The organism is Fodinibius sp., assembly GCF_034521915.1.
Taxonomy (GTDB): domain Bacteria; phylum Bacteroidota; class Rhodothermia; order Balneolales; family Balneolaceae; genus Fodinibius.
In genome coordinates this window covers 48,805-75,284 of the sequence record NZ_JAXHLU010000002.1, presented here as the reverse complement: position 1 = coordinate 75,284, position 26,480 = coordinate 48,805, and the positions used below count along the sequence as shown (strand labels likewise).

At 44.6% G+C, this 26,480-nt stretch carries 26 protein-coding genes; 4 read left to right on the top strand and 22 right to left on the bottom strand.

Annotation, left to right across the window (positions count from 1 at the left end; translation table 11 throughout):
* Positions 1-9: 9 nt before the first annotated feature.
* The 3 genes from fusA to rpsL are packed head-to-tail and all read right to left on the bottom strand — an operon-like array spanning position 10 to position 3,062.
* Positions 10-2,160 (bottom strand): elongation factor G, encoded by a 2,151-nt coding sequence (gene fusA, locus U5J89_RS02335; protein ID WP_322574003.1) that lies wholly within the window; start codon positions 2,158-2,160, stop codon positions 10-12.
* 26 nt (positions 2,161-2,186) lie between these two features.
* Positions 2,187-2,654, bottom strand: a complete 468-nt coding sequence (gene rpsG / locus U5J89_RS02330) for a 30S ribosomal protein S7 (RefSeq protein WP_322574002.1) — start codon at positions 2,652-2,654, stop codon at positions 2,187-2,189.
* A gap of 36 nt (positions 2,655-2,690) precedes the next feature.
* Positions 2,691-3,062 (bottom strand): 30S ribosomal protein S12, encoded by a 372-nt coding sequence (rpsL, locus tag U5J89_RS02325; protein WP_095607485.1) that lies wholly within the window; start codon positions 3,060-3,062, stop codon positions 2,691-2,693.
* A gap of 197 nt (positions 3,063-3,259) precedes the next feature.
* Between rpsL and recG the strand changes: the two genes are divergently transcribed.
* Positions 3,260-5,329 carry an ATP-dependent DNA helicase RecG gene (gene recG / locus U5J89_RS02320; protein ID WP_322574001.1) on the top strand — a complete coding sequence of 690 codons (2,070 nt, stop codon included), beginning with the start codon at positions 3,260-3,262 and terminating at the stop codon, positions 5,327-5,329.
* Between the two features lie 50 nt (positions 5,330-5,379).
* Here the strand turns inward: recG and U5J89_RS02315 are convergent, their stop codons facing one another.
* Together U5J89_RS02315 and typA are read right to left on the bottom strand one after the other, a co-directional pair.
* Entirely contained in the window at positions 5,380-5,838 is a 459-nt protein-coding gene (locus U5J89_RS02315; protein WP_322574000.1) for a DUF4112 domain-containing protein, read from the bottom strand.
* 328 nt (positions 5,839-6,166) lie between these two features.
* The gene (gene typA / locus U5J89_RS02310) at positions 6,167-7,987 is read right to left on the bottom strand and encodes a translational GTPase TypA (RefSeq protein ID WP_322573999.1); all 1,821 of its coding nucleotides are present in this window, start codon (positions 7,985-7,987) and stop codon (positions 6,167-6,169) included.
* 284 nt (positions 7,988-8,271) lie between these two features.
* Here typA and U5J89_RS02305 point away from each other — a divergent pair, with 284 nt between their 5' ends.
* Complete coding sequence (locus tag U5J89_RS02305; RefSeq protein ID WP_322573998.1) at positions 8,272-9,048, top strand: SDR family oxidoreductase; 777 nt, start codon at positions 8,272-8,274, stop codon at positions 9,046-9,048.
* Between the two features lie 76 nt (positions 9,049-9,124).
* On the top strand, positions 9,125-9,547 hold the full coding sequence (locus tag U5J89_RS02300; RefSeq protein WP_322573997.1) for a secondary thiamine-phosphate synthase enzyme YjbQ: 423 nt from the start codon (positions 9,125-9,127) through the stop codon (positions 9,545-9,547).
* 446 nt (positions 9,548-9,993) lie between these two features.
* Here U5J89_RS02300 and U5J89_RS02295 read toward each other — a convergent pair whose 3' ends face one another.
* Together U5J89_RS02295 and U5J89_RS02290 are read right to left on the bottom strand one after the other, a co-directional pair.
* On the bottom strand, positions 9,994-10,371 hold the full coding sequence (locus tag U5J89_RS02295) for a hypothetical protein (protein ID WP_322573996.1): 378 nt from the start codon (positions 10,369-10,371) through the stop codon (positions 9,994-9,996).
* A 90-nt stretch (positions 10,372-10,461) separates the two neighbouring features.
* A complete protein-coding gene (locus U5J89_RS02290; RefSeq protein ID WP_322573995.1) occupies positions 10,462-11,148 on the bottom strand; it encodes a hypothetical protein in 687 nt (228 codons plus the stop codon).
* Positions 11,149-11,309: 161 nt separating this feature from the next.
* Between U5J89_RS02290 and U5J89_RS02285 the strand changes: the two genes are divergently transcribed.
* Entirely contained in the window at positions 11,310-11,888 is a 579-nt protein-coding gene (locus U5J89_RS02285) for a hypothetical protein (RefSeq protein ID WP_322573994.1), read from the top strand.
* Here U5J89_RS02285 and U5J89_RS02280 read toward each other — a convergent pair whose 3' ends face one another.
* The 15 genes from U5J89_RS02280 to U5J89_RS02210 all read right to left on the bottom strand — a co-directional run bounded on the left by U5J89_RS02280 (position 11,889) and on the right by U5J89_RS02210 (position 26,479).
* A complete protein-coding gene (locus U5J89_RS02280; RefSeq protein ID WP_322573993.1) occupies positions 11,889-12,734 on the bottom strand; it encodes a hypothetical protein in 846 nt (281 codons plus the stop codon).
* Between the two features lie 26 nt (positions 12,735-12,760).
* A complete protein-coding gene (locus U5J89_RS02275) occupies positions 12,761-17,449 on the bottom strand; it encodes a LamG domain-containing protein (RefSeq protein ID WP_322573992.1) in 4,689 nt (1,562 codons plus the stop codon).
* Positions 17,449-18,210 carry a hypothetical protein gene (locus U5J89_RS02270; protein ID WP_322573991.1) on the bottom strand — a complete coding sequence of 254 codons (762 nt, stop codon included), beginning with the start codon at positions 18,208-18,210 and terminating at the stop codon, positions 17,449-17,451. Before U5J89_RS02270 ends, U5J89_RS02275 begins: the two co-directional genes overlap by 1 nt.
* Entirely contained in the window at positions 18,210-19,421 is a 1,212-nt protein-coding gene (locus tag U5J89_RS02265; protein WP_322573990.1) for a hypothetical protein, read from the bottom strand. The genes U5J89_RS02270 and U5J89_RS02265 overlap by 1 nt, the downstream gene beginning before the upstream one ends.
* An 81-nt stretch (positions 19,422-19,502) precedes the next feature.
* Positions 19,503-20,585 (bottom strand): hypothetical protein, encoded by a 1,083-nt coding sequence (locus tag U5J89_RS02260; RefSeq protein WP_322573989.1) that lies wholly within the window; start codon positions 20,583-20,585, stop codon positions 19,503-19,505.
* Between the two features lie 831 nt (positions 20,586-21,416).
* Positions 21,417-22,136, bottom strand: a complete 720-nt coding sequence (locus U5J89_RS02255) for a hypothetical protein (protein ID WP_322573988.1) — start codon at positions 22,134-22,136, stop codon at positions 21,417-21,419.
* Positions 22,136-22,534 carry a hypothetical protein gene (locus tag U5J89_RS02250; RefSeq protein ID WP_322573987.1) on the bottom strand — a complete coding sequence of 133 codons (399 nt, stop codon included), beginning with the start codon at positions 22,532-22,534 and terminating at the stop codon, positions 22,136-22,138. The genes U5J89_RS02255 and U5J89_RS02250 overlap by 1 nt, the downstream gene beginning before the upstream one ends.
* 2 nt (positions 22,535-22,536) lie before the next feature.
* Positions 22,537-23,184, bottom strand: a complete 648-nt coding sequence (locus tag U5J89_RS02245; RefSeq protein WP_322573986.1) for a hypothetical protein — start codon at positions 23,182-23,184, stop codon at positions 22,537-22,539.
* 18 nt (positions 23,185-23,202) lie between these two features.
* Positions 23,203-23,841: a hypothetical protein gene (locus U5J89_RS02240; RefSeq protein ID WP_322573985.1), complete on the bottom strand. Its 639-nt coding sequence runs from the start codon at positions 23,839-23,841 to the stop codon at positions 23,203-23,205.
* A gap of 29 nt (positions 23,842-23,870) precedes the next feature.
* The gene (locus U5J89_RS02235; protein WP_322573984.1) at positions 23,871-24,080 is read right to left on the bottom strand and encodes a hypothetical protein; all 210 of its coding nucleotides are present in this window, start codon (positions 24,078-24,080) and stop codon (positions 23,871-23,873) included.
* Positions 24,081-24,082: 2 nt separating this feature from the next.
* Entirely contained in the window at positions 24,083-24,283 is a 201-nt protein-coding gene (locus tag U5J89_RS02230; RefSeq protein WP_322573983.1) for a hypothetical protein, read from the bottom strand.
* A 26-nt stretch (positions 24,284-24,309) separates the two neighbouring features.
* The gene (locus U5J89_RS02225; protein ID WP_322573982.1) at positions 24,310-25,257 is read right to left on the bottom strand and encodes a hypothetical protein; all 948 of its coding nucleotides are present in this window, start codon (positions 25,255-25,257) and stop codon (positions 24,310-24,312) included.
* Positions 25,258-25,264: 7 nt separating this feature from the next.
* On the bottom strand, positions 25,265-25,765 hold the full coding sequence (locus U5J89_RS02220; RefSeq protein WP_322573981.1) for a hypothetical protein: 501 nt from the start codon (positions 25,763-25,765) through the stop codon (positions 25,265-25,267).
* Positions 25,765-26,295, bottom strand: a complete 531-nt coding sequence (locus U5J89_RS02215; RefSeq protein WP_322573980.1) for a hypothetical protein — start codon at positions 26,293-26,295, stop codon at positions 25,765-25,767. The genes U5J89_RS02220 and U5J89_RS02215 overlap by 1 nt, the downstream gene beginning before the upstream one ends.
* Before the next feature lie 7 nt (positions 26,296-26,302).
* Positions 26,303-26,479, bottom strand: a complete 177-nt coding sequence (locus tag U5J89_RS02210) for a hypothetical protein (RefSeq protein ID WP_322573979.1) — start codon at positions 26,477-26,479, stop codon at positions 26,303-26,305.
* Position 26,480: the final 1 nt, after the last annotated feature.

The window sequence follows — 26,480 nt, the reverse complement described above, 5'->3', positions numbered from 1 at the left end:
TAATGATGTTTAAGATCGTTCTTCCAGAATCTCTTTTTCTACATTGTCAGGGACAATCTTAAACTCAGCAAATTCCATTGTGGAAGTTGCACGTCCCTGAGTCATTGATCTAAGATCAGTCGTATATCCAAACATTTCTGACAGAGGTACTTTGGCTTTCACAACTGAACCTTCTTTGTTGTTATCCATTTTCCCAATAATACCTCGCCGTCCATTAAGATCACCAATCACATCTCCCATAAAATCTTCGGGAGTAATTACCTCGACATCCATAATCGGCTCAAGAATCTTCGGTGAAGCCTTCTTGGTTGAGCGTCGAAATGCCATTTTTGCACAAAGCTCGAAACTCACCTGGTCAGAGTCTACATCGTGATATGAACCGTCATACAACCTAACCCCAATATCTTCGACCGGATAATCAGCCTGAATACCAAAATTCATAGCCTCCTTAAATCCTTTTTCTACAGAAGGAATAAACTCAGTTGGGATATTACCACCTTTAATTTCATTGATGAATTTAAATCCTTCTTCTTCATCAACCGATACGTTTTTATCCTCCGGATCAAATTCTTCAAAATGCTCGAGCGGACCAATTTCAAATTCCATATCGGCAAACTTACCACGTCCACCAGATTGCTTCTTATATGTTTCGCGATGGGTAACGCTTGAGGTAATAGTCTCCCGATAAGAAACCTGGGGAGCACCAACATTAGCCTCAACCTTAAACTCGCGCTTCAATCGATCAACAATAATTTCCAAATGAAGCTCTCCCATTCCAGCAATAACGGTCTGGCCCGTTTCTTCATCAGTATTTACCTGGAATGTAGGATCCTCTTCAGCCAATTTAATTAATCCGTTCTGTAACTTTTCGGCATCAGCCTTTGATTTAGGCTCTACAGCCAACTTGATAACCGGCTCAGGAAATGTAATATCCTCAAGGAGTATTGGGTTATCCAGATCACAGAAAGAATCTCCTGTTCTCACCTGCTTTACCCCAACTGCTGCCGCAATATCACCGGCACGTACAATTTCAAGATCTTTCTTCTCATTGGCGTGCATTTCAAGAATGCGACCAACTCGCTCCTTCTCACCCGTCGTGGCATTATATATATAAGAACCCTTTTCCAATTCTCCCGAATACACACGGAAGAATGTCAACTTACCCACATAAGCATCAGTCATGATTTTGAATGCCAAAGCAGAAAACGGTTCCTGTACGCTCGGCTTACGCTCTAATTTTTTGTCATGATCATTAGGGTCCTTACCCACAATTGGAGGTATGTCGTACGGACTCGGCAAATATTTAATCACTTTATCAAGCACCGTTTGCACACCCTTATTCTTAAGAGCAGAACCACACATTACCACAGTAATATCTCTGTTCAGTGTAGCTTCACGAAGAGCATTCTCAATTTCTTCTTCACTAATCTCTTCATCCATGAGATAGTTCTCCATGAGAGCATCGTCATGATCAGCAATAGACTCGATCATTAACTTGCGATACTCCGCGGCCTTCTCTTTAAGATCATCCGGAATTTCAATCTCATCATATTCCATTCCGAGCGACTCCTCATCCCAGATAATACCTTTCATCTTAATAAGGTCAACAACCCCACGGAACGTATCTTCGACTCCGATTGGAATCTGAATTGGAACGGGATTCGCATTCAACTTGTCCCTCATTTCCTCAACAACATTGAAGAAATCAGCACCGACCCGATCCATCTTATTTACAAAGGCCATCCGAGGCACACCGTACTTATTAGCTTGTCGCCATACCGTTTCAGACTGTGGCTGAACAGCACCAACCGAGTCAAAGACACCGATCATACCATCCAATACACGAAGCGAACGCTCTACCTCTACGGTAAAGTCAACGTGACCGGGAGTATCAATAATGTTAATGCGATGATCCTTCCAGATACAATGCGTAGCAGCAGATGTAATTGTAATACCTCGTTCCTTCTCCTGATCCATCCAGTCCATCTGGGAGGCACCATCATGTGTTTCACCAATACGATGAGTAATACCTGTATAATACAGGATACGTTCTGTAATCGTGGTTTTACCCGCATCTACGTGAGCCGCAATACCAATATTACGGGTACGCTTAATGCGGTCTACTACTTTTGGATCTGTTTTTGTCTTCGTCTCAGCCATTACTATAAATTAGTATCGTAAATCGTTTAAAATCTAAAGTGTGCAAATGCTTTATTTGCTTCAGCCATGCGGTGAACTTCATCCTTCTTTCTTACCGCTCCGCCTTCATTATTTGATGCATCCAACAGCTCACGAGATATTCGTTTAGCCATCGACTTATCATTTCGCCCCTTGCTGGCCGAAATCAACCAACGCATTCCAAGCGCAGTACCGCGATCGGGACGAACCTCCACAGGTACCTGGTATGTCGAACCGCCCACTCGTCGTGCGCGAACCTCAACAACCGGTGTTACATTACTGAGAGCTTCCTTAAATACTTCCATACCCTCTTCACCGGTTTCTTCTTCAATTATTTCAAAAGCCTGATAAAGAATTTTTCGGGCAACATTCTTTTTACCGTCTCTCATCAGATTATTTACGAAGCGCGTTACCAGCTTATCACCAAATACCGGATCCGGCTGAACATCACGCTTATCTGCTGTCTTTCTTCTCATATTCTTATCGGTTTATTTCCTACTCAACAATTATTTCTAATTAGGCTTTTTGGTACCGTAAAGGCTGCGACCCTGCTTACGATCTTCAACACCAGCAGTATCGAGTGTTCCCCTTACGATATGGTAACGAACACCAGGCAAGTCTTTAACACGACCGCCACGAACAAGCACAATACTGTGCTCTTGCAGGTTATGTCCCTCACCGGGAATATATGCAGTTACCTCATATCCATTTGTCAAACGCACACGAGCAACCTTACGCAAAGCCGAATTTGGCTTTTTGGGCGTAGTAGTATAAACTCGAACGCAGACCCCACGTTTTTGTGGGCAGTTTTCCAAGGCAGGCGCCGTTGTTTTACTCGGCTTGCTTTTTCTACCTTTGCGAATAAGTTGTTGTATTGTAGGCACGATTTATAAACGCTTAATTGATTTTTCGGTCGAACAAGAGTTGCCAATGATAAGGATTTTGCACCTATACATGCAAGAAAAAAATGTGATTTATTTCTATTTTTATCCCATCGGACTCTTTGGTTTGCAAAACACCCATAATGTAGCTCAATTTTGCTCAAATAAGTAGTATAAAGTAATATATCAGTATATCTATTTTGAAATTAGTCGATCTTCCAAACTTAAGTACCAAGCGATTAAAGGCTCTTTCTGAGAGTGGAATCGATTCCTTGCTGGACCTGTTAAATTGGTTTCCAAACCGGTATTTAGACCGTACAACCGTGCTCCCTATTCGCCAAGTTAAAGGTCAGGGCGAAGAAGTAACCGTCGTTGGACGCATCAAAAAAATACAGCAAAAGGGATACGGGAAAAAGAAAAGACTAGAAGTGATTTTACAGGATGATACTGCATCTCTGAAAGGCGTATGGTTTAAAGGAGGGTATTATATAAAGAAGCAGTTTTCTGAAGGCGATGCAGTTGCCTTTTTTGGAAAGGCCAAACAGTATGGACGCTATGTATCGATGGCCCATCCAGAATGGGATAAAATTGATGACACGACAGATATACAGGATCTAAAACAAATAGTACCCATCTATCCCAGTAATAAAGCATTTTCGAAACGCCGTATCACCAGCAAACTTATACACCAGTGGCAAAAGGTTATCCTGAAACATGAGCATCCGCCTGAATTTTTACCTGATAAAGTCCGGAATCAACATAATCTTCCCCAGCGGCACGAAGGTTACCGCATGATTCATTTTCCCAAATCCCAATCGGAATACAAACAGGCCTTTAAACGATTTAAATTTGAGGAGCTGTTTCTTTTTGAGCTAAGTGTGGCCAAAACCAAACATGAAATTATCGAAAAAGCTCAAGGTCCTCTTTTTGATGATTTGGGTAACTACACGCAACGATTTTTTAACGAGCATCTCCCGTTTGAACTAACCGATGGGCAGAAGTTGGCCCTTTCGGATATCAAAAAAGATGTGCGGTCGGGCAAACAAATGAATCGACTTATACAGGGCGACGTGGGATCCGGAAAAACGATCGTTGCTCTTGGTGCTATTTTGATGGCACTGGATAATGGTTACCAGGCTGCTTTTATGGCTCCGACGGAAATTCTGGCTGAGCAGCACTTTCGCACACTCTCTAATTTTTTAGATCCGCTTGATATAAATGTGCGACTCTTGGTTGGTAATCAGAAAGCAAGCTTGCGAACCGATATCCTCACTGATATTGAAGGCGGGAATTGTAATATCGTTGTGGGAACACATGCCGTAATTCAAGATGAGGTTAATTTTAATAACCTCGGATTGGCGGTCATCGATGAGCAGCACCGCTTTGGTGTAAAGCAACGCGCCGAAATTCTTACCAAAGGATCGCATCCGCATGTATTGGTTATGTCAGCTACCCCTATTCCCCGATCACTGGCCATGACGCTGTACAGTGATCTAGATATCTCTATTATTAAAGGGCTGCCCGGCGGACGCAAACCCGTTAAGACGGCTGTTCGTCATCAAAGCAAACACGATGATATTTATAACTTTGTAGAACAAGAACTCGAGGAAGGGGGACAGGCCTATGTGGTTTATCCGTTAGTGGAGGAATCAGAGAAAATGGATCTTAAAGATGCTACTGCCGGATATAAGAAACTCAAAAAACGTTTTTCGGATTTTGAAGTCGGATTGCTCCATGGACAAATGAAATCCGAGGAAAAGGAAGCTGTAATGCAGCAGTTTATTAATAATGAAATTCAGGTACTTGTTTCAACGACTGTCATTGAGGTAGGCGTTGACGTGCCAAATGCCAGCATCATGATTGTGGAGCACGCCGAGCGATTTGGGCTTTCTCAGCTCCATCAGCTAAGGGGACGCATTGGTCGCGGCAAGCGACAGAGCTACTGTATTTTGATTCACGGACAAAAAGTGAGTAAAGAAGGAAAATTCCGCCTTCGAAAAATGGCACAAACAAGTGATGGGTTTGAAATCGCAGAAGCGGATCTCGAGCTCCGGGGACCGGGCGATTTTCTGGGTACCAAGCAAAGCGGGCTACCGGAATTTCGTGTGGCCGATATTATTGAAGATCAGTGGATCCTGGAGCAGGCGAAATCAGCAGCTTGGGAGGTTATGGACGATGATCCTGACCTACAAAAGTCGGAGCACCAGGAATTAAAAAAAGTGTTTATGCCCTATTATAAAGAGAGAAGTAAACTGTACGGAATTGGGTGAACAGATGACCGGTGCATTGTTATTAATTATCAATGATAAACTGCAACAACTTATAGCAGCAGTCCAATAATTTCGGCAAGTGCCCATCCAATGAGTAGAATCATCCCTATAAGTATAGCCATAAACTGTGCTACCAAGAACCAAATCCACCATTGACTTTCGCTGGTTGTTTTTTCGGGATGCTTTTGCAGGTCATCCAAAATGCGGGCATTTCGTAAATTTGCTTTCCAATAGACATCAAACACCTCACCAATCACTGGGATCGACCCAATTAACACATCCAACAAAATGTTGATAAACATGCGGGTCAGCACAGAAACTTTTGCTTTAAGAAGGGCTGCTTGAATCAAAAAGTATAGGGAAATGCCACCAGCTAACACATCGCCAGCACCAGGAATGAGTCCTACAATAGGGTCAATCCCAAAACGAATATTGGTGCCGGGGATGGTAAATTTGCTGTCGAGAAGTGTAGCAAACTCTTTGGTAGGTGTTTGTTCTTTATTTGTCATGGTATATTTCTTTAGATCGAAAATCGAAATCTAAAAATCTACTCTGCTCCCAAAAGCTTATGTGTACCAAATTAGTCTGTACAAGTAATAGATTATATAGATATCTTCGGGAAAGTATCGAACCAATATGTCATCCTGAACTCGTTTCAGGATCTCTATAAACTAAATTATTATAGATGCTGAAATAAATTCAGCATGACACTGTTGCCTTTAATTTCTTATCTCAAAAAAGACAATATCGTTGTAGTGTTAGAACATCAAAAATAAAAGATGCCATCACTTTTTAAGTAATGGCATCCATACACACTGTTACGTATTAGAGCTTTATCTACGCAAACTCTTTATTCTTTTTTGCCCGCTTCCGCTCGTTGAAATCAAGATATTTTTTACGGATGCGCAGACTTTTGGGCGTGACTTCCAGCAGCTCATCATCATCAACAAACTCAATGCACTGCTCCAAACTCATCTTTTTAGCGGGAGCAATTTTCACATCATCAGCACTTTGTGTCGCACGATGATTCGTCAGATTTTTCTTCTTGACTACATTAACTACCAGATCATCAGAACGGTTATTGATACCAACAACCTGTCCCTCATAAACCTTGTCGCCGGGCTCAACCAGAAACGTACCGCGATCTTGCAATCCTTCGAGCGCATAACTGGTTACTTCTCCTTTTTCAAGGGCAACTAATGTTCCACTGTTACGACCCGGAATTTTTCCTGCAAATGGTTCATAGGAATCAAACTGCTGATGCATTATACCGGTGCCGCGGGTTTCGGTAAGCATTTCGCCACGAAATCCAATCAGCCCGCGTGAAGGCACTTTAAATATAAGTCGGTTATTTTCCCCTTCCTGTGTCATTGATGTCATAATTCCCTTCCGCTTCTGAAGGTTATCGATCACACGATTACTGTAATCTTCATGAACATCTACAACCACCTCTTCAAAAGGCTCGTGCTTTTGACCATCAATTTCTTTGAACAGCACTTCGGGACGAGATACAGAAAACTCATATCCTTCGCGCCGCATTGTTTCAATAAGAATAGCCAACTGGAGCTCACCACGCCCAGAAACTTTATAGACATCCGGATCTTCGGTCTGTTCCACCTCAATAGAAACATTGGTACGGGTCTCACGCATTAGTCGGTCTTTAATTTGATTGGACGTAACGTAATCTCCTTCCAATCCCGCAAATGGCGAATCATTCACGCGGAAAAACATCGCCATCGTCGGCTGGTCGATATCATAATAATCCAGTGATGTCATATCGGCGGTGGCGGTGAGCGTATCGCCAATATCCACTTTTTCATATCCGGCCAGCGCAAAAATATCTCCGGCTATTGCCTTGTCTACAGGCTCACGCTTTAATCCGTTAAACGTATAAAGTTTCGTCGCCTTGGCTTTTTCCTTGAGATCTCCATTGCGATCGAGCAGTGCAATTTGCTGTCCCTGCTCAATGGTTCCCTGCTCCACACGTCCGATGGCGATACGTCCCACATAGTCGTTCCAATCCATACTGCTCACCAACATTTTAAAAGGAGCATCCATCACCTGTTCAGGAGCCGGGATGGTTTCAATTATTTGTTCAAAAAGTGGACTTAAGTCGTCGCTGTCGTCTTCAAGCTCATGCTTAGCAATCCCGTTTATCCCCTCAGCATAAATAATGGGAAAGTCGAGCTGCTCATTGGTGGCATCAAGCATCACAAAGAGATCAAAAATTTCGTTGAGCACCTCATCAGGACGAGCATCCTTACGGTCAATTTTATTAATCACGACAATAGGTTCATATCCCAATTGAAGTGACTTTCGGAGCACAAATTTTGTCTGTGGCAGCGGACCTTCTGCGGCATCTACCAGAATAATAACCCCATTCACCATTTTGAGGATACGTTCCACTTCTCCGCCAAAATCGGCGTGACCGGGCGTATCAACAATATTGATCTTGGTATCGCCCCACTTAACAGCAGTATTCTTAGAGCTAATGGTAATGCCTTTTTCTTTCTCCAGATCACCGGAGTCCATCACCCGCTCGGCCACTTCTTCATGCTCATGAAAAGTTCCGCTCTGTTTTAACATTTCGTCGACCAACGTTGTTTTGCCGTGGTCAACGTGAGCAATAATCGCAATATTTCTGATATCTTCGTACATATACTGGTATTGATTAAAGTCGGATTGTATGACTCAGATATCTCTTCGATGCTATAGTACCATCCTGAATTTATCTTAGAATGAGACAAAGATGAGAGTTAATGAGTACCGACAATCCTATAAAATTTAGCCTGCAAAGATACGGCTTTATTTATCCAATTCCTTATTAGCAATTATTATTCTTTTTAATTTGAGTTCATTTCTACCGTTGCTCCTCGATGCTCGATTTGGTATATACCATTTATATCGATTTGTCATAAGAATGCTCACAAGACTACAATTACATGGATTTAAAAATTGACGATCAACGCTTTATTGTTTGTGGCGCAAGCAGCGGATTTGGACGTGCTATTGCAGAGCTTTTGCTAAATGAAGGTGCTAATGTAATCGCTGTTGCCCGTCGCGAGAAGAAACTCAATGAGCTAAAAGAAGCGTACGATACCCAAGTTGATATTGTAGCCGGTGATTTAACGGATGACGATACTCATAACCAAATTGAAGCTGCCATTGGTAACAATCAGCTTCACGGCGTGGTCATCAACGCGGGTGGACCTCCAGCCTTGAGTCCGCTCGAAACAGCTATTTACGACTGGGATGAAGCTTATGAGAATGTCATGCGCTGGAAAATCGAATTGGTACTGCGGCTGGTTTCTTATTTTACTTCTAAAGAATATGGACGCATTCTATTTGTTGAAAGTCAGTCAGTAAAGCAACCGATTCCTTCGCTGGTGCTCAGTAATTCATTCCGTGCCGGCATGGTGGGATTTGCCAAGTCGTTATCGCAAGAAGTTGCCAAAAAGGGTGTTACAGTAAATGTACTTGCGCCGGGATCTCACGATACACCCGCTATTGAGCGTGTAATTAAAAAAGCGTCGGACGAATCTGATAAATCCATGGAGGAAGTCCGCGAAGAAATGGAAGCTTCTATCCCGGTAGGACGCTTTGGAAAAGGCGAAGAGATCGCCTCACTGGCGGGATGGATCTTATCACCTCATGCTTCTTATGTTACAGGACAGACGATCAGTCACGATGGAGGAAATATTCAGGGGCTTTTTGGATGATGCTGAAAGCTCATAACTATTGGTAAGTTGCAATCTTAAATCCTAATTCTCCATTTTAAATTCTTAATTGAACACTGTGTGGCATCAGACAAAAATTACACTTTCGGCTAAATCACGGGGATTTCACATCATCACTGATGAAGTGTTAAAACAAATTCCTGAAATCGAGAATATAAGCAAAGGCATTGCCCACATCTTCATTCAGCATACCAGTGCCAGCCTCACCATCAATGAAAATGCAGATCCATCGGTAAGACGTGACTTTGCCACTCATTTTAAAAGGATGGTTCCCGAAGATACTTCGCTCTACGAACATACCCTTGAAGGTCCCGATGACATGACATCCCATATTAAAAGTTCGCTATTAGGACATTCAGTTAGTATTCCCATCACTGATGGCAAATTTAATTTGGGGACCTGGCAGGGGATCTATCTTTGTGAGCATCGTAATAATGGAGGAAACCGGAAACTTGTAGTCACCCTGCATGGGGAACAGTAACTTGGTTTAAGATGACAAATCAGGAATTTATTTCATCCTGTGATATCCTTAAAAATCAGGCTGCTTAAGCAAGCTTAACATATGTAGCCCACTGATTCCATCGGTAGGCGAAAAATAAAGTATGTTCCGCAGCGGTGCTTCGAAACGAGATTTGTTGATGGAGTGAGTAAAATTGGATGCAACGCAGAGCGTTGCATCCAGATAAGAATAAGTCTTAAACTAAAAAAAGCTTCGCCGAGCAAGCTTTTCCGAGCCTGCTCAACGAAGCCTTGCGCGTAGTTGAGCGGAGAGGGAGGGATTCGAACCCTCGATACCCCTTATGGGGGTATACTCCCTTAGCAGGGGATTTCAAGTTATTGGCTCGCAACGACTTAGCATATACCATGTAAGTATAGGGTAAGAAATCCGTAGAATTTGGGGGATTATGCAACACTTTCTTTAGCTTTTTACAGCTCTTTGAAAAGATAGTCAAGATCACCGGCATCGTTGTAGTCCAGGTTCTCTTCCAGTGCTATCATAAATTCAATCTCGCGCTGCAATAATATGTCGGACCGATAGATCATCCGGCGCCAAAGCAGATACATTCCCGCACCGGTCCAGAACAGTTTGTGGTGGATAACCTTATGCTCACTGCAGTAACGCTCGAGCTCGTGGGAGTCGCAGAATCGATCAAGATATCTGACGTGATCATCAAATAATAGCTCGACGATCCATTGCACGCGCTCGGGATCATCCGTGCTGGTAGTAAAATCGATATGACGAGCCGAATCTTCGGAACACGTTAAGATGTCCTCCTCTTCGGCCAGGTAGGCTCTTACTTTCATGAGAGTGATTTCGTAAGGGTTTGCTTGGCTTTCGCCCCGGCGTGGCAGCGCCGGGGTTTTCTTTTTATAAAGCCTTGCAAATTATCGCAATTAAAACTTAAGCATAGGATCTAATATCCGAAGTTCATTAGCACTTAACCCAGTGCCTGCTGTATCCTGTTTAGTTATTAGATCAAAATCGCATTTGGCAAGCGGTTTCCGCTTGAAATCCTGCTGGGCTTCCAATGTATCAGCGATATCTTCATACTCTGACTGCAGATGCTCAAACTCTCCTTCAAACCGTTCAAGCTTATTTTGGTTTTTAAGCATCCGCTCAATCTCTTGGTCCGTAAAATTGGAGATATCATTAACACCGATATATTCTTGCAGCAGCTCTTCCCTTTTATCAAAAAACTCCTGGGCTTTATCAGTATCCTCAAATTTAGGCATCACCTCATTAAGCACGACAAAACTATTCCTGACCTCGGTACTATTTGTTTTAAGCTTAGAGGCAAACAAATCACTTTTGGGATACTGCCGGTTTATAATTCCGCGCTGTACCTGTTGCGGTTTTCGGCCCCGTGGGTCATATCCCTCGATAAGTTGAAACATCTGGTATAGCTGATTCCAAGACAGCCGGCCATCCGGATTCGATTTATTTTTTTCTTCTTCAAACTCTTTCGCTTTTTGATCAACCTCATCAATTAACTGCTGCAGCTCATTGAGTTCGTTTTCCACCTGTCCTTCTTCGGGCTTCTCCTCTGCTATGTCGTTACGCTCATCAGATTCTTTAGCCATGACTTTTCATATAGTTAATATTAATATTCTGTTTAAAGGTAATATTTTTCTATATGAAAACAATAAGGCAAGGGTTTTAGATAAAACCAGTGCCGTTTTTATGGGATTTTTCGCATTACTTTTTATAGATTACCTATTGAATCGTAACCAATTAGACTATTATGAAGAAGTTACTGAGCGCTTTATGTATAACCCTTTTAATCGCAGGCTGCGGCATCTCTGGAGATGATGGGAATGGCCGCTTCGGTGCCTGGGAAAAGGTATCGAGTGATCGTGGTGAATACCGAGGTATCGATTCCCAGGGCAAGGTACAGATGCTTGCCAAGAGCAACGGTTTCTCTACCAGTGCAGATACCGTTGACGTTGATACTCTCCATATAAACGATGATAGCCGTATTAATATCAGCATCACCGAAAATGATTTAACAGAAAGCATAAACCACGATCTATTATTAGAGTTACGAGATAAAAACTTCCCCTATGATGGCTGGGGCGGATGGAGTATCGAATATGTAACTGATAGCACGGCCTTTGATGCTGAAACAAACAGCTCGGGCTTTTCTGATCCTGAATTAACAGCGACTGCTGTATTCAACCGAAACTGTGGTGAGTTTCAGTCAAATCAGGAATATCTTAATATGACATATCTAAGTCCAGACAGCACAGAAAAAACCGTGTATAATATACGGGTTGATGGCATGATCGATATTGTTGAAGAAATAGGTATTGGTTGCAAATAATTACCCAAAGGCTTGAACTTCACCGCCGTTTTCATCATAAATCTTCAACTGCGGATTACTACCTGTCGTTACCTTTAAGGTGAACTGATCACCGTCTTGATTTTCGACGACAAATTCATGGCAAAGCAACTGTCCGATATCACGATCGCCTAAGATACGTGGTTTTCTGCTTGCGGTGCTTCCTTCATTTACAAAGCTGAACCCGAGTGGTGAAATAAATTCATTTACTCCAATCGCATTAATATCATCAGACTTAAATGTTATTTCTGCTTGTGCACTCCCATCCTTGTCAAAGCTCGTGGCATCTGCTTGTAACTCAACAATGACATTTACATGATCAGTATTGGTAGGAACTTGTCCTGATGTTCCTGTTGTAAACCCAAATCCATCTGATGTTCGAGTATCACTATTGCTTGCAGAACTCAAAACAGTGTTATTACTATCACGAAATTGGATAGTAATAGTGATTTTTGCTGATGCCGAAGCTGTACCATTCTCATCTAAGTTTACATCATACGTAGCTACGTAATCAAGACTTTTCCCAATATCCGAAGCATTAATATTTTGTGTTGAGCTTCTTGTTTCAGTAGTGGTATCATTGTTTTCACCTATTACACTAACTAAAGCATTAAACTCTGCTATCCCAGACCCTCCATAAGCGGTATCATCTTCCTGATCAAAGCTGTAATCACCGCCAATATGGAGCAACTCTCCATTTTGTGCTTGGAACCGAAATTCAGGTCGAGTGCCTGATATCATCTTCACGAATGATTGTCCATCTCCAAAGGATTCTATCACACTGCCACCTACTTGAAATCCTCCGATATCACCGCTGGGAGCTTCCAAGACTCCTTTAAATGAAGCATTCCCATTTATGATACTGAACTCTTCCGCAAATATACTCCTGCATCCAGATCAATAAGCATTCCATCAGCAGTATAGGTTCCTCCTGTGTAGCTGAGGTTCGTGCTTTCAATTCGTCCTGTGCGGAGTTGGTTGGCAGATATAAGACCACCGCTTGTGCCAGATGGATTGGCGTATAAAGATTTAACTTCGGATAGATCAATAGCTCTGTTATAAAACCTTACTTCATCTATTCTTCCTTCAAAATATTGAGATAATGAATCATTCCTTGCACCTATAGAAGCATCTATAGCATTCGTTGTGATAGTGCCCGTACCAGTAGCAGTAGATTTTGCGTTAACAAATATTTCAGTATTGCTACCATCATAAGTAGCTATAATATGATTCCATTTATTTACAGTAACATCTTCTGTCGATGATATTAATGAAGACCCAGAATCCATTACAAAAAATTGTGGTGTAAGACCTTGCAATCTTAATCCATATCCCGAATTACCCCCATCAATTTTATAAAATATTACATGATCTCCTGTAGATGCTGTTGGATATATCCATGCCGAAATAGTGAAAGAAATATTGTTTAATTGGCTATAATTTGGAATAGATACATAGTCATTAGTACCATCAAAATCTAAACTCCTTCCTGAAATACCTTTTGCATCGGTGGCACCATTAATAGTACCATTTTTGTTTCCCGTTGAATTAATTACCGTAGTTCCATCTCCTTCATCAAATCGCCATAGTCCAACAAGCCCATCATCATTTATTCTTGGAAGTGTAGAAACATCAAGATTACCAAATATATCTACGCCAGAACCAACCTTGACATTACCATTTACAGGAAAACTTATGCCATCTGTACCACCAAACTGAAACTCATTATTTGCACCATCCCAAAAATCGCTTCCTGTGTTAGCTGAAATCTTATTGCTATCAGCTGTAAATCCTGCGAACCCTACAGAGTTACTTGAGTAGCTTAAAATGTTTGAAGCTCCCAACCAGCCCGAAGTATCACCAATTTGAACATTACTGGAATCAAGCAGAAATTGAGTGGCTTTTACATTTACTCCCGACCCTTGCAGAACAGATATAAAATTGTTGGAATCAACATGCACTTTGAAATCCTTTCCTGAATACCAGTAGTTATTAGAATCCAAGTGCATACCGTGAAGTCCTGTTCCCCCCACTCCATACCCGAAAGACATTTCATCTGTTGTACCTTCTGCTAAAGTTATACGTTTATTGGTTGCATCAAGGACAATATCAGTACCCTTCTTTAATGAACTACTTGTCCAATCCCAGCCAGCGCCTGTTATGGAAGTAGTTGTACCCGTGAGTATTCCCCCAGCAAAGTCAAAGGTTCCATCATTTAAAAGTTCATGTGTATTGGCTACTTCAATGCCATAGGTGCTATCAATAGATAGATCTTGAGCATCCCAGTGATAGGATTGCAGTTGAGAGTCTAACGAACCATCAGCTTTCTTTTGCAGGTAATAAGTTCCATCTCCAACTTTCCATTCTCCCGTGCCGTAATGGTAATTGTTTGAATCTATATGAACGCCATGCTTGCCTGTTCCACCTGCATTTTTCCCAACGATAAACAGATCGCCACTACCAAACTCAAAATAGACGTTATCTTTTGCATACATTCCAGCACCTGAAAGCCCTGCCAATCCATCAAGAACGCCAATCCTTGTTAGTACCGTATAGCTATCAGGAATATTATTCCCTGTCGTGTCTTCCCATGTAACTGTTTGGGAATACGGACTTCCCGATTGATCTAAGGTCGTGCGTTCAATATAACCATCTCCTGAAACACCGTAATCAAGAGCCACAGAACCAGCATAGATCGTACCTCCTGCCGAACCGCCATCATCCGTAGTGGTGAATGTCCAGCTTTGTTCCCCTCCTGATAGATCAGAATAATTAGATACTGTTCCCCAAATATTGGCTACAACAAGTCCACCGCCTGATTTATCAATGACTCGGAGTCGTATCGTATTACCAGCAGAGAATACTCGTGAATTTTGAAATCCCTCCAAATCTTCAACATAGAGCGTACCTGTATTCCCATTGGATGGAACTTGGAAATTTCGAGATAGTACGCCTCGTGATTTCGTTAAAAAATCAGCTCCTGCTAAGGCTTCTGATATTTCTGCAATAAAGGCTTCGGTGCGTATTTCATCAGAATAGATACTTCGAAAATCTCCATGTCCTGCTTTCGTTATTTGCCAGTCTGTTGTTTTTGAAGCAAAATCAGGGCTTCCAATAGTAGCATGGGTAAACACATCATCTTTTAAAGAAGCGTCCAAGTCAACGGTCAACGCTCCTGCAGTGTATAGATCATCACTGAAATCACCCGTGCCTGCCGTTAAGGCTAAAGCACTATCGACAAAAGGATTGCCTGCTATGTCAATGCCTTCAATAATATTTACAATACCCGAATTATGATCTATTTTAATTCTCTCTGTTTTATCAGTATCAATAGAAAGATAAGGTATGCCGTTTGAAGTGGTCTTGAGTAAAAAGTCAGCAAACCACTTAGGTGTAGAACGTGAATCTTTAATGTAAAATCCACCTTCGGAGCTTGTGGTGTAAAGCATTTCCGTGGTTACATCACCATAAAAATCAGCATCTCCATTTCGCTTAAAATCAACAATATTGATGTATGAGGAAACGGATTCATCCCAAAATCTATGTTGTAATATTGCATTTGTAGGCTGTCCTGATACATGAGTTCCAAAGTAATCACCTGCATCCCAATTTGTTCTTCGCTGATTTAGGTTTTGATTTCCACCAGTTGTTATCTCTACAAATCCTGTAAACGTAGCCCCAGCCCATGTTGGACTATCACTTGCCCCAAGCCCCTGTATTGAATCATTTGGGAAGATATCACTTTTGAATATCGCCTTGTCGAAGGTGCCTGCCGAACCGAACTTCTTGCCCCAGTCGTCGTTACCTTCGTCGAAGTACAGGTAGGCGTCCGACTGGTCGCCGCGCTCCGCATACAGACCGCCATCGAGGGAGGGCGTTCCTGTCTGTCCTTCATTAACAACAATATATTGATCTTCAACGCGCAGCTCATTGGTATTCGTCTGGTCGATATCCTCAGCCACTTCGAGGTTATTCACAATAATCTTATCCACCCGCAGGATACCGGTATTTGTACCGTCGTTGGCCAGCACTTCTACCGCGCCCCCGCCGTCGCCCTGGATACGGCCGTCGGTTTTAAAGCGAGCGAAAGAGTTAAACCGCGCTTCATCATTGAAGGTTTGCTTCGCACTAAAAGTATTTTCAATATCCTCGCGTATAAAATCAGCGGCATGATATCCACCCAACAGATCAGCGTTAAACCCGGTAACAAGCTCTCCCTGGGCATTGGATCCGAGCACTAAGGGCGGCTTGCCGGTATCCGGATAAATTTCCACCTGCTCAAACCGAGGTGTACCGCCTTCGATAACCGCATTATCGCGGTCAATAATAGGCTTGTTCGGAACGTCGCGGACGCCAAGGCTCTGCTGTTGGCTCTCAGTGGTTAAATACTGCTCTTGGAAGAAGCGGCTGGCCTGCGTATTCTTGTCAGCCAATCGAACCGTTTTTTTATATCGGCCATTATTACGATCTTCGCTGTAGGAGAGCTCCACCACGCGGACCGTAAATTCGCTGTCATAGCTTTGCGTACCCTCATTCCAATCCTCTTGCACCTTTACAAACGAGCCGATCTCGATCTCTTTGGATCCGGATCCGAAATAGGCATCATCCATTACCTGGCCGTTCCACACATCCGGTCGGTCACCACCATATTTCTTGAGGTGCTTGCCGGCCTCGATCCACAGCGCCTTCGGCCCCATCAGCGGAGCGTATGGCAGTGCATACGAGCTTTGCGTTAACGTAATCGCATCGAGATAAAATACCGTGTTATCACTCTGGGCAATAATCTTAATCTTGGCCGGCCCTGCAGCAGGTTCAGCGCCGCCAATCTTTATAGCCCGGGTTTCATTTACATTGGTCTCGGCCAGCTGGTCGGTCGGATGCGTCTTACCATCAGCATCAATCAGCTCTATGCGCACGCCGCCGGTCTCCACCTGTAGGTACACCGTAGTACTGAAATACGGATTCAGGTCCTCGGGCTTCAGATCAATATCAATAGTCTGCAGACCCTGCTCGGCATTACATTCCACCTTGGCCGAGTTAGTGCCATGCTTCACAAATAGGTCGCTGCCTTCCTGAGATACCGTCTCGGCCCCGTCAATCTTTTCTATTCCTACCGGCAGGCCATTGCTCCAATCACTCATGGCCGCAGCAATGCCCGCATCATCAGTCAAGTTGGCATAGGGCGGGATATCCGGACGAGAGAATTTCTCTTCTTTGAGGCCGACGTTATCAAGCGCCTCTTTGTCCTCGAGGAAGATAACATCATTCTTATTGGCTCCCTCTTTAAAGTATCCCTCTGCAATAGCCGAGGCATCCCCGGATACCGTAAGCTGGTTGGGCTTGCTGGTAGAAAGTACCTCTTGCCAGCCCTCGGTTTCATTACCGAAATAGATCGTCTTGCCATCGATAAGGCCATAGCCATCTTTTACGATCGCCGGTTCCTCGAGAGTTACCGTACTTTCACCGGCGGTACTGTTGTAGTTAACCGTATCCACATTCCACTTGGCATCACCGACGGTCTGGATCTCCGAACCTTCTCCCATTAGCGGTACGACGCGCGAAAAATACTCTTCGGTTTCATCGCGCTTTTCAAGCGTAAGACGGTTACCCTTTCCTCCCCCATGGCGATAGGTCGGTCGGCCGCTTCGCTCTCTCCACCGCCAAGGCCGCCGGACTCATAGAAATTAATCTCGTAGTTGTCATTGTTAGCATTGTAAGAGACGCCCCACTCGGCCTCCGCCAGCTGACAGATCTTTTTCAGCCCCTCCATAATATAGGAGGCGTTCAGCACCAGGTTATACGTCTGATCATTCAGTCCGGAGGCGATCGATCCCACCGTAAACAAGTCCGGACAATTATATTCACTCGACAGCAGGTTTGTTATGATATCGGTAAAGCTCTGGTTATAGAAGCTTACAGAAGCGCGGGCGTGTCCGTTAGCCAGCGTTTTGCGGACCGTATAGGTTTTAAGATCTTGGACAATAGGCTCGCAGCGAACCTTCGGATTTTTCTCTCCCGAGAACTCTCTGCTCTTGGACTTTATGCGCCACTCCTCGATGGATCCATCATCATAGACAAAGCGCACAATTTTTCCCTGAGTGAGCTCGTAGGCATCGTCACTTGTGGCCGTGGCCAGCTTACTACCGGGCGTTAAGGTAAGCGTTAAGGTATCCACGTCGCCAAGCAGTCGCTTTACCTCGGCATCACTTTCCATGTAGTTATGAATACCATTCCCATCCGGCAAAGATATCTGCGCCGATCGGTCGGCTTTCCACAGTTGTATTTCAGATAAAATGTTAGGCATTAAAACTGACTACCTCTGAGTTGCTGTTTCAGTTTTTTCGACATTTCCCTGGTCAGCTCGTCAATATCCTGCTCTGTCACGCCACCGCCCAGGCTGATATCGCCGTTAAAGTTGAAGTTCTTTAAAAAATTGCTCTTGGAAACATTTGTAGTACTCGCGCCACTCGGCATATCGTCAACAATCGTTACCGGCAGTGGAATAGGGATATCGAAGCTGGGCATCATGCCGCCGCTGTCATTAACTGATATAGCCGTATCGCTGCCCAGGGCCGCAGCGGTATCTCGGGTCCACTTCTCGATACGTTCCAAAAACATGATGATCTCGTTGGCTTGCACATCAGTGATCGTCCGGGCGGCCTGTACGGATGTTGAAAACTCGCTGGCCTCTTCGCCGGTAGCGGAATCGCCCAAGTCATCTCTCATTCCCCTAAGGAAGTCAAGAAATTTAGAAAACTCATTGGCACTCATGTCTCCCTGCAGGCTTTCGCGGTTCCTGAATATAGCCGCAATGATATTATCGACACGTTCTTCGCTTGTCTCGGGATCCGCTATTTCTTCAAGCAGATTTCTCAGCGTATCATTGACCCCTAATTCTTCATCAAAAACTTGTGTCGAGTAAAACTGGTTACCAAAATCCAGCCCAGCATCTGCAATGTCTTTCATAAACTGGTCAAAGGCTTCTTCAACAGATTTACCGCCATATTCTATAGCATCCCTGAATTTCTGTATAGCTCCCTCAAGGGTATCTCCATATTCGCCGAAATTATCTATAAATGTCTCAAAGGCCTCGTTTATGCCCTCAAAATTACCTGTTCCGGTAAGCAGCTCATTTAAAGCTTCCTGTGGTGACATGCCCGACTTTATCAAGTCTTCAAATAAATCAGTAACGCCAGAAAACAAATCGGGGAATTGCTCCTCCAGCTGCGTTAGCATATCCTCAATTTGAGTGTTAATAAACTCTTGGGAGTGCGAACCACCCTCAGAATAAGAATCTAAGTCCGCGAACATCCGAAGCGTGGATACAAGATCTTTAAGCTGTTTTACTTGCTCTCTCGACATATCGCCGCCAACAACGGTAGACTCTAATATCGCTTCTGTGTTTCTCTCTAAAGCCCGAATATTTTCTTTAATGCTGTTTTCAAGTTTGTCAATCTCGTTAGGATCCGGCCCTGAACTACCTCCGGTAACACCGGCAATACAGCTTGTTTTCATAGATAGATTCATTAAGGTCTTTAATTTCTTGCTGGATATACGACTTACTACTGCCATGGAGAATACTTGCAAACGTAGTAATCAATCCCAAGCAATTCCAATAGTTGGCACAGCCTTTTTTAGGAAACCTGCACCGGACTCGAGATTACTCAATTTACTGGCATTGCGAAGCAGGTCAGATACTCCCGTCAACGATCGACGCGCGTTATCTCCAATAGCGCCAAAAGCATCGGCCAAATTAATGATACTGTCGGCCATATCAGCGATATTTTCAAGCTGATCGCCCATATCTTCACTTTCTTCATTGGCATCCTCAAAATTATTAAACAGCTTTTTAAAGAACTTCTCCTGCTCGGGCGTTAGCTTATCCTTCAGCATCTTATAGATGCGCTCCAAATTGCCCCGGAAGGTTTCAGTAGCGCTCTTCACGCGCCGTTCGTACTCCTGTTGGGTTATAGCTCCGGATTTCAGCTCATTATGGGCTTCGGTCAGTGCCTGGTTGTACTGCTCGACATTGCGGGAGGCTTCTTTCATAAAGGTGCCGATGATATCGGACTGCGAAGCATTATCTAAAAACTTATTTAATACATCATTAGCTTTTGACACCTGCAGATAGCCATACTCCCACGACTGAAAGTCCTGTTTGGTAACGCCAGACTTAGCACCTGATTTCCCTCCGCCAAATTTGCTTCTATTTTCTTGAAGATGTTCATTGGCTTTTTTGGCAGATATGCCAAGCTGTTCTAATACTTTTTTTCTATGCTCCTCTACATCTACAAGGTTTTCTTCGGCCTTTCGCTGTTCATCTAGAGCATCAGCAAGAGCCAATCCCTCCAATTTTAAATTTTGTAATGCTTTAGCTGATTCATTCAATGGCTTGGGGTCACCAAATGGGGTATCAGCTTTACCAAACTCTGCTGTTTTACGCAGCTCTTCCCGCACGGCATTTAATCGTTCAAGTTCGGTCATGCCACTTAGATCAAGGTCTAAGCCTTGCTGTTGCATAACCTTGGCCAACTGTTTATTTAGAGCAATACGTTCTTCTGCAACAGATGACATTGCATTTGCACGCTCCTCTACTGCTTTAGAAACTTTCTCTGCCTGCTTCTGTACAATTATACGTTCGGCATACTTTTCATTGACCTCTTGCAGCCGACTTGCCAACTGTTTGTTGGAGGCTGTTTCGGCATCGAGATTACCTAGAAAGTCTGGATACTCTGTTTGTCACGTCGTCAATTAAGATCATTTCGTTTCTCCCTGACTCGTGTAGGCCGCAGTGACGGCAATCCCGCATGACCAGCGAGTTTAGTTCTAACCCGCTCTTTTCCAGCTCCTCAGAGACCGGCACGTCAACCCAATCTTGCATAGCATCTCTTCCTGGCAAACTGGCCATCCATAACAAATTAACGCATGGCCCGAGCCTGTTTTAAGCGTTTTCCAAAGTTGTCCAGCCTGCTCGCGAGAATGAGTTTAGGTGATTCTGCGCAACTTCCTTTCTAGCACCTGCGGCTCCGTAAGCACTATCTTGGCGACTTCTGTATTCGCTTAGCTAAGACCAAGCAGCGGTTTGCGTAGCGTCTTGAACCTCGGCTGTAGACCCATTTGCTCGGCATCGGGCCGGTCATGGCTGTATCCGAAGAGCCCTAGCCAGCTGAGCTTGTTCATGCCTCGAGTAATCGTCGCGAAAGTCCGCCCAGTTGCCCTCGTCAGTAATAATGGCCAAAGCTCTTTGAACTCCTCTGTACATCTGGTGCGGCACGCGCTAAGAACCGCAATGTCCAGAGGCGAACATTCAACGGCTTCGCCTTCTCCTGAATACCTTGAGCAGCATACGCCTGTAATACAGCAACCCCTCCTCAAGTGCCTTGTTCACATTGCCCGATCCGGTAGCACCTTGTCATTGCTAAGGCTTCCGCAAATTGTATACAAAAGCATGGCCTCCTGATTGCCAGTTTACGGGGGCACATCATTACCCGTCGAAGGTATCTAAGATTTTCAGCGGCATCTTGCAGACGCCAAACCCAAGCGCACTTGCGCGATAGCCGTGGCAAGGTCAGCAGCCGTGGCCATATAAACATCACTCTGGCACACCCAAGCCCCAGCAGGCGATGCATTTACATGCTTGATAGGCAGTTCGTTCCAGCCGAGGCAAGGAATAGATTCCGCGGCCCTGTCTACTGCCATGTCAAGATCAGTGGATACAGATCGTGCTGTTTCTTCCATTTCCCGACGTGTTCTCATTGACACGTCGCCCATAATGGCTAGAGATTCATTCATCTTCTGATCGAATCGTATCTGCTCTGCACTAATGCGCCGTAAGGCTTCGCCAGCAGCCGATAATGCTCCCGCCGAAACGCCGCCAATCCAGCGCTTGGCAGACTTTCCCATCTTCTGAAATGCTGGACGGGGCGACTGGGTTCGCACGAGCTCTTGACAGCGCCCGCAGTACCGTTCCGTTTCCTTCTCGACAAGTTGCTCCTGCTCTTCAAGCTTCTGAATGGTATCGGTGTACTTGCGTACCGCCTTGGGATTGTTGGAGGCTTCGCGGGCGGCCTTTAGTCGACGCAGCTCGGTTTGTATTGATTGAAGCGACTGCTTGTTTTGCTCATGCAAACGCTCCTGTTTCCGCGCGTACTTGATCGTAGCACGGTTGGCATTATCCAGCTCTTTGCGGTACTTGCTGGTATCTAACGTAAGTTGTTCACGAATTGCCATTATTCTAAGATTAAATGCTGGTATTTGCGCAATGCCTTACGAGCAATCGTCTCAGCTCCTCCCAATACATCGTAGCCAGTTTTATCGTCCAACGCCTCGGCATATTCGGCCGTAGCCTCAACAATGGCCGATACTACAAACCCTTTTACTAATACTTTTTGTTTAATCGAGTTAGCCAGCTGTCCTCTCACGTCAGCCCAATTCCCGGGGTGCTTTTTCCGTGGTCCATCACCGGGATTTACACCGGGCTTCGTTTCACTGGTCAGGCTTCGAGCATGTTTAATGATATCACGAGCGACCTTTTCGGCCAGCATTTCGGCTTTCTTTTCAATACTGGCATCGAGGTCTTTGAACTTTTGTTTAATGCTCGACAGATCAATGCTGTAATCCTGATCCATAGTTACATGAGTTTATCTTTTAGTGCTTCGCGTTCTTTATGGAGTTCTTCTTGCGGGATATCTTCGGTATACTCGCTCTCTTTCTGCTCTTTTTGAGTTTCAAAGCCTGCTTTCTCTTGCCAGGTCTCCATCATTTTTTCGGAGCCGCCCATGGCAAAGCTGGCCTCAAAGGCGCTGTTAATATGTTGCCTTGCCTCTTCTTTTCGGGCTTCTGGCAACATCTCCATGAAAAACGGAAATGGGATCTCATCCCAGACTTTAAACGGCTCCCTGCCGGGATATGCCCGGCAATATTCGCTTAACAGCCGCTTCCAGTCTACCTCTCTTGGTATATCCTCTTCGTCGCTCTCTTTTGCTTTTTTTGTCTGCTTTTCGGGGTCATAGCCCTGTAGTATGATATCTTTCAGCAACGTGCTAAATGCAAAGGGGTCACCGTGCATCTGGTTGCGTAGGTGGACGATGATATCAATTCCACCCAGCCAGTCCAGTTTTCGCACTTGCTGCATAAGCAACCGAACATCCTCGTCATCTTCCATATTCTGCAATACGTGCAGAATCTCCACGGCCTGACGAACCGTAGGTGGTCTCACCCGAACCTTACGGTCGCCAAGTTGTATTTCACGCGGCAGACATGACGTTTCGATGCTCAAAATTCACAGCTCTAAATATTATAGATTAGTACTGTGATCCGGCAGACTCCATCCGGTAATACCGGCCTCTGAAGGTGCGCCACGGAACCCGGGACGTGCATCCTTAGGAATATTACTGTCGGCCTGATCAACATCGTGATACAGCGACGTCAATACGGTATCACGTGCAAAGGTCGACAAGTTATCGTCACCCTCCGGCAATGCGAATGTGATCGACCCAAAGTCGGTGCAAATAGCACGCGGGAACCACCAGGCATTCGGCGCATCAATACCGTTGGTACCTTGATCTACTTCGTCAACAGGAATCAAGCACAGCGTACCGATTTCAGAAACGGCAATGCGCTGCACGCCGGATCCAAGAAGCAATGCTCCGTCGCCGCCGTCGCTGACAATAGAGGAACCAGGAAGCAACTCTTTGAGCTTCTCCTTCTGCTCATCTACCAATGGAACATTAGCTACCGGTTGCGGTCCGCTGTTGAACAGCGTATCAGCAAGTGGCATCATGCCCTTGGCATCAACACGTCCGGTCGAGATGTTAATATTTGGATTTACGGTCGTTTCGCCTCGAATATGACCCAAGAATTGCATTCCTGCGCCACTTGCCTGAGTGGGATCACCCAAGTATGCAAGGCATGGTCCTAATTTATAAGTACCCATAATTATTCACCTATTATTAAGGATTTGAGTTATGCTTTTTTGTAATTGCTCTGTTTAACAAAGTCGCCAATCGTGGTGCCTTTGAAGGTCGGATGCTTGGTATGTAGCTCCTTTTCCTTCTTAAACTTGTACAGATCCACGCGCTTACCATTGGGATCTTTATAGGTGCCATCTTCTCTCGGCACCGCCACGATGTTATGCGTATATTCTTGTTCGGTAGATTCTTTTTGTTCGGCCATAATTATTTTTCTTCTTTCTGAAATATTCCGAGATGCTTCTTTAATTGAATGCTGAAATAACACAGCGGGCATTCATATTCATCATCCTTATTCTTGGCACCGCAAAGCGCTTCAGAATGTTCGGGAAAATGATCAACGGTATCAGATTCAGCTTTATAAAAAGCCTGCTGGTACTCTTCCTCTGTTATAGTTGCTTCACTCATAATTCATCATTCGAAATTCACAATTCTTATGTAGTTACCGTACATCCTTCAGATTCAAGATCGCTCACTTCACTAGTCGCCTGGGTATTTAGTCCGTTATTCCCGGACAGGTCAATTACACAGTTGTTGGCGCCCATAATGGTTCGCACCAGCCACATCTCATGGACAAAATCCGAGAGCTCCTGCTGGGAGAAGTCGTTATTAGATACATTCAGATCGGTTACATTATAGAGCCCATATCGCAGGCCGGTCGTTTCGGTCAACAGCGGCGTGTGTGCACTGATATTGATTGTCGTAGCATCATAGAGTGCCTTCATGCTGTCGATACCATCGGCATTTAAAGCATCCCGGGTATCGCTGTTGGTCACCCCGTATGAAAAGGAGCCAGTATCGGCGAACCCAACCACATCAACGCCGAGTCGCCAAAGCGCTCCAATACCACCGCGTCCGTTCTGATCATCAACATGGGTGACCGTCACTTCATACGCGCCCAGATCATCCTCTTCTACTTCTTTGAAGATGTCGAGCTGGTCGGCCACATTGGCATATCCTTTGAACATATAGATCGCATGCTCGGCATCCCACCAGGGCGATCCCTCGGTGTACTCATCGACCGGCACGAGAGCAAAAGCCTCTCCGCTGATAAAGTCCATTCCTTCGCCAAGAGCAAATACGTCTGTAGCACTGCCGGTAATCTTTACCGCCCCGGGCACGGCCTTCAGCATCGTATCAATTTGTTTATCCACAAGCGGCATGCTGAGCTCAAAGCTGTCGCCAAACTTGTAGGTCGCAGCGGCCAGCGGCATATTGCCCAGCTGATCCACGCGATTTAAAATCACTTTTCCATTTACAAAGGTGGCAATCACATTCCCCTGGGTATAGCCAAGGTTTGTCCACTGATCAAATGGATCAGTGACATTAGGTGCCGTAAAAATCCAGCATGGTCCAATGCGATATCTTTTGTTATCACTCATAATAGATTCAGTTTGTTGGTCCTAAGACCGTTAAATATTCTGCTGCCATATATCGATATCCCTTATCCGGCTCGCGGTGCATATTGCCGGCTGGTATCAGTCGCTTTACCTTATAGAGCTGCTCGGCTTTTGTGAGCGTCAACTCTTTGCCATGCAGCGCTTCATATACCTTTTGGTGTTGTCCTTCCAAGAAGGCCTGCAAATCTAATCCGATATCATCAAAGGTTTCATCCTCACCCAGCTGCGGAGGCATGAAATCACACCGCACTCGAAACCGATATCCGCGCACCTTATCTAACTGCTCGGGTGCATCAGCAATACCATTCGTCACCGGCATTAGTACTACTCTACGCCAGTGCCCATCATCGGCATGTCCATCGGGCTCATCCAGCTGCAAAAAGCCGTCGGATACGCTCACGATCTGACCGAACGAACTCGCATGTTCGGACGCCTTTAAGAGCCCCTCACACTCGGGAAATACTTCGTTATTTTGCGGTGGCTTTAACATTACAACCCTGTAAGTAGTATTGCGGTTGCCGTGAGTAAGTGCCAGATCGCATGCGGGATATCATATTTAGATGAATCTTTATCAGCATGCTCGGCTTTTTGTCCAATCCAAAGGCCAACCAAATACAATAGCAGTGCCGGGATAAACTGTCCTAGCGATCGCACAAAAAGGACCATCAAGTTCTGTATAGCCAAAAATCCTATCTGTTCATGGGTCCAGCTCCGATACGTCGCTCCAATAGCCCCAGACAATGCAAGTGATACCAAAAGTAGCAACACTTCATAGTCAGCAAATCCCGCAAATGTCGACAGCTGCCATGCCATAAGGGCATTAAAAGCGCCAAATATGGCGATGATATCCGCTTTCTGCGCCCAGTATTTGTCGGTCCAGTGGTAGATTCCGGACGCTATACCCAACAGCATCACCATGATGCCGGCATAGTCCTGCATCCAGGCCGAGCTATCTAATATCAGCCAAAGGCCTGCTATTAAGTACGCTGCATTTGATATGGTCGAAATCGGATGTTTCATAATCTTGTTATATGAGTTCAATGTAGTATGCGCCGTATGCTACGAGCGCTATCAAGAAAAGCCGGATAAATAGACTCAATATCGCCTTCCAATCCCAGCTTTCATCTTCATTGCGGAGCCGAATAAGTCCGCCGCGCTCCCGGGTAAATGTCATCTTCAAAAGTTCTACCAGTAATGCTTTCATA

What these genes read in the sequence shown, in the direction of transcription:
- fusA (WP_322574003.1), bottom strand. Translation starts at nt 2,160, where the DNA reads ATGGCTGAGACGAAGACAAAAACAGATCCAAAAGTAGTAGACCGCATT.
- U5J89_RS02305 (WP_322573998.1), top strand. Translation starts at nt 8,272, where the DNA reads ATGGATTTAAAAATTGACGATCAACGCTTTATTGTTTGTGGCGCAAGC.
- U5J89_RS02270 (WP_322573991.1), bottom strand. Translation starts at nt 18,210, where the DNA reads ATGCCTAACATTTTATCTGAAATACAACTGTGGAAAGCCGACCGATCG.
- U5J89_RS02315 (WP_322574000.1), bottom strand. Translation starts at nt 5,838, where the DNA reads ATGACAAATAAAGAACAAACACCTACCAAAGAGTTTGCTACACTTCTC.
- U5J89_RS02235 (WP_322573984.1), bottom strand. Translation starts at nt 24,080, where the DNA reads ATGGCCGAACAAAAAGAATCTACCGAACAAGAATATACGCATAACATC.
- U5J89_RS02220 (WP_322573981.1), bottom strand. Translation starts at nt 25,765, where the DNA reads ATGTTAAAGCCACCGCAAAATAACGAAGTATTTCCCGAGTGTGAGGGG.
- U5J89_RS02275 (WP_322573992.1), bottom strand. Translation starts at nt 17,449, where the DNA reads ATGGGAGAAGGTTCGGAGATCCAGACCGTCGGTGATGCCAAGTGGAAT.
- U5J89_RS02250 (WP_322573987.1), bottom strand. Translation starts at nt 22,534, where the DNA reads ATGGATCAGGATTACAGCATTGATCTGTCGAGCATTAAACAAAAGTTC.
- U5J89_RS02295 (WP_322573996.1), bottom strand. Translation starts at nt 10,371, where the DNA reads ATGAAAGTAAGAGCCTACCTGGCCGAAGAGGAGGACATCTTAACGTGT.
- rpsG (WP_322574002.1), bottom strand. Translation starts at nt 2,654, where the DNA reads ATGAGAAGAAAGACAGCAGATAAGCGTGATGTTCAGCCGGATCCGGTA.
- U5J89_RS02230 (WP_322573983.1), bottom strand. Translation starts at nt 24,283, where the DNA reads ATGAGTGAAGCAACTATAACAGAGGAAGAGTACCAGCAGGCTTTTTAT.
- U5J89_RS02255 (WP_322573988.1), bottom strand. Translation starts at nt 22,136, where the DNA reads ATGGCAATTCGTGAACAACTTACGTTAGATACCAGCAAGTACCGCAAA.
- U5J89_RS02210 (WP_322573979.1), bottom strand. Translation starts at nt 26,479, where the DNA reads ATGAAAGCATTACTGGTAGAACTTTTGAAGATGACATTTACCCGGGAG.
- U5J89_RS02225 (WP_322573982.1), bottom strand. Translation starts at nt 25,257, where the DNA reads ATGAGTGATAACAAAAGATATCGCATTGGACCATGCTGGATTTTTACG.
- U5J89_RS02285 (WP_322573994.1), top strand. Translation starts at nt 11,310, where the DNA reads ATGAAGAAGTTACTGAGCGCTTTATGTATAACCCTTTTAATCGCAGGC.
- typA (WP_322573999.1), bottom strand. Translation starts at nt 7,987, where the DNA reads ATGTACGAAGATATCAGAAATATTGCGATTATTGCTCACGTTGACCAC.
- U5J89_RS02290 (WP_322573995.1), bottom strand. Translation starts at nt 11,148, where the DNA reads ATGGCTAAAGAATCTGATGAGCGTAACGACATAGCAGAGGAGAAGCCC.
- U5J89_RS02215 (WP_322573980.1), bottom strand. Translation starts at nt 26,295, where the DNA reads ATGAAACATCCGATTTCGACCATATCAAATGCAGCGTACTTAATAGCA.
- U5J89_RS02240 (WP_322573985.1), bottom strand. Translation starts at nt 23,841, where the DNA reads ATGGGTACTTATAAATTAGGACCATGCCTTGCATACTTGGGTGATCCC.
- U5J89_RS02265 (WP_322573990.1), bottom strand. Translation starts at nt 19,421, where the DNA reads ATGAAAACAAGCTGTATTGCCGGTGTTACCGGAGGTAGTTCAGGGCCG.